The sequence below is a fragment of the Paraburkholderia sp. NMBU_R16 genome (assembly GCF_013282575.1).
In the GTDB taxonomy this organism is placed as follows: domain Bacteria; phylum Pseudomonadota; class Gammaproteobacteria; order Burkholderiales; family Burkholderiaceae; genus Trinickia.
Genome location: NZ_JAAAYE010000145.1, coordinates 1 through 2,892, shown reverse-complemented (window position 1 = coordinate 2,892; position 2,892 = coordinate 1). Strand labels below are relative to the sequence as shown.

Here is a 2,892-nt window from a genome sequence, read left to right as displayed (position 1 = left end):
TTGCGTCAAGATTAGTCAACGCATTGATAAAATTTCGGAAAAACCGCATCGAAGCCGTGACTCGATAGGTCAATCCACCCAACTTAACGAGCGGCTTTATCGGTAAGGGGCCGCATCGGCGTAAAAAAACTTGACAGTTCAGGCGCTTTGCGCGGCCGCAGCCCTGCCCGCGAAGGTTTGTTTCGCGGGCAGGGCTGTGGCCAATGGAGATCACTTTTGATCTTCGTTGGCCGTCCATGCCGCTGTCCTCGTTGTTTGCCGATTTCGCTGCACTGCTGCACTCCCCGCAATTTCATGAACGCGCACGTCACAGCGACCATGTCACCGCGTTTCGCCGTCGCCGCAAGCTGCCGCTGCCGACACTGGTGGCCGTCATGCTGTGCGGGATGCGTAAAAGCGTCCACGCCGAACTCGATGAATTCTTCGGCCATCTTCGGCAGCAGGCCAGTCTTGCGCACGAGGTTTCCGAACAGGCTTTCGCGCGCGCCCGCGCCAAGCTGGCCAGCACCGCATTGCCTTACCTCAACGACTGGTTGCTGGCACACGCCGAACGCGACGCTCGGGTGCCACGCTGGCATGGCCTGCGTTTGGTCGCGGCCGACGCCACCACCGTGCGCTTTGGGCTGCGCGCCAGCCATGTCCCGCGTGCCGCTGTGGCTGATCAGATTGCATTCGGCCTGTATCTGCCGGGCGCCGAAATGATGCTGGCCGCCTCCCTGCACAGCGTCCATGAGAACGAACGCCAGATGCTGTTCGAACATCTCGATCGGCTCGACGCGCAAGATCTGCTGCTGCTCGATCGCGGCTATCCTTGCGGCTGGTTGCCGGCACTGCTGAGCCGGCGCGGCATTTCGTTCTGCATCCGCGTCGAGAAGGCCGGCAACGGCGGCTTCGCCTGCGTGCGCGATTTCCTGCGCTCCGGCCTGACCGAACAGGTAGTCGAGCTGCGCGCCCCCGATCGTGACGACGCCGTCGATTACGAATGCGATCGCCAGCCGACCACGGTTCGGCTGGTACGGCACGTCGCCTCCACCGGCAAGATACGCGTGCTGATGACCAACCTGTTCGATGCCATGCGTTTCCCGGCCGCGATCATCGGCGATCTGTACCACCAGCGCTGGCGCATAGAAGAGGCATTCAAACGCCTCAAGCACCCGCTCGCCCTCGAGCATGTCACCGGGCTGTCCCAATTGGCTGTCGCGCAGGATCTGGCCGCCAAGATCCTGCGCGACAACATCCATTCGCTGTTCAGTCAGGCCGCTCACGACGCGGCTCAACTGCCGACCGAGCGCCGTATCAATCGCACTTTCGCCGTCACGGCCATGCGGCCCTTGCTTCCTTTGCTGCTGCTTGGCCGCGCCACCGCGCAACAACTCGTCGACGCACTCGACCTGCTGGCACGGCGTACCCACGTGCATCGGCCGGCCAAAACGCGCCCTCGTCCAATCCGACCAAAGCCGCATAAGTTCATGGCGATGAAAGCATGCTGACGTCACGATCGCTTAAGTTGGGTGGATTGCCTGCGCCACCCGATAATCCCTACTTGGGACTTCGGGATCAGCCGCTCCCCGTTTCTGTTGCGCGCGCCGTCCTTTTTGAATAACACCCTCCCTTTCTAAGGCAGACGTGCGATAGTCTGCTATTCGTTTTCTTCTCCCTTCTTTTTCTCTTTCAGACCTCGCGAATAAGTCGGGCGAAGGGAGGGGAAATGAGTCGGGCGAAGGGAGGGGGGGTGTCGTGACTCGATCACGTGCGAGGGCTTCAGCGAAATCCATAGAAACCCACGACAAGGTGGAGGGCTTCGCGGCACCCAAAGTAACTCGCCCTTGTGGCGATAGACCCGTCGGCTCGCGTATTACTAGCGGAGGAGAATCGACCCGCCTCATGGGAGCGTATCGCGGCACAGCCTTCGGCGGGTTAGGAGTTCTTGAGCGTGGACCCAACTTCATCCCGGTCAAAGGCTCCAGTTGAGGTGAAGCAAACGAGGAAGTACCCTTCGCTTGAGAGGAAAGCCCTTTCGTCCCTGCAGGAGCTTGCACTCGATGCGTGTGGGTTCCCGCGCGCGGCCCTGGCGCAGTGTTGCCCTCATCAGGACGTCGCGCTGAATTTTGGTAGTTGTCAATGGGGTACATGATTATCGATAACAACGAAGGTTGTGTCGCGCTAAGGAAACCGGGACGAGCAGGCTACGTTTTGACGGCTTTGTTCAGAAGGGCATGCGCCCATTTTGGTTGCGGACGCAACTATGAATTTTTGACGCAAACGGGCCTGCCAAACGAATTCCGCAGGTTCAGCACGTTGGTGCCGCATCACCTTTTCACGCACCCGGGTCGGCCCCGGCTGTTCAGGGCTTTGTTGAGCCACCCTAAACCTGGCAAAGCCTGCTGACGTCACGATCGGGTTAAGTTGGGTGGGTCGATGCGATGTGTATAACGCTATGCATTTATCCCCCCCCTCATGATTTTTGCCACTCACTCCACGAAACTTCGAGCATGAATGCGAACTCACGTCCGCTCTCAGCGAGCGAAAGCGCCACATAGCGCTGAAAAAACGTAAGCGTGTCGCGAGCACCGTCTTGACGGCGGTGTCGTGATGTTCAGTTGGCGTTGTGGAGCTGATCCGCTACGACCCACGGCATGAGTTGGTCCACGCGGTTGATCGGGTGATCAGCGATGCGGGCAAGTACGAAGCGCAGATAGGCCTCGGGATCGATGTCGTTAAGTTTTGCCGTCCCGATGAGGCTGTAAATCGCGGCGGCACGTTCGCCACCGGAGTCCGCGCCGGCGAACAGGTAGTTGCGCCTTCCAATGGCCACTCCACGCAATGCGCGCTCGACCGGCAAGTTGTCGATCTCTAGCCGGCCGTCGTTGCAATAGCGTGTGAGCGCTTCCC

3 protein-coding genes are annotated in these 2,892 nt (G+C 59.9%); 1 reads left to right on the top strand and 2 read right to left on the bottom strand.

Annotated features, from left to right (window positions below):
- On the bottom strand, positions 1-238 hold a 238-nt coding region (locus GWC77_RS29220; protein WP_217283434.1), incomplete at its 3' end, for a hypothetical protein.
- Between the two features lie 13 nt (positions 239-251).
- Between GWC77_RS29220 and GWC77_RS27270 the strand changes: the two genes are divergently transcribed.
- The gene (locus GWC77_RS27270) at positions 252-1,490 is read left to right on the top strand and encodes an IS4 family transposase (RefSeq protein ID WP_254367216.1); all 1,239 of its coding nucleotides are present in this window, start codon (positions 252-254) and stop codon (positions 1,488-1,490) included.
- A 1,106-nt stretch (positions 1,491-2,596) separates the two neighbouring features.
- Here the strand turns inward: GWC77_RS27270 and GWC77_RS27265 are convergent.
- Positions 2,597-2,892, bottom strand: a 296-nt coding sequence (locus tag GWC77_RS27265) for a transposase domain-containing protein (RefSeq protein WP_173262462.1), incomplete at its 5' end; no start/stop codon positions are given.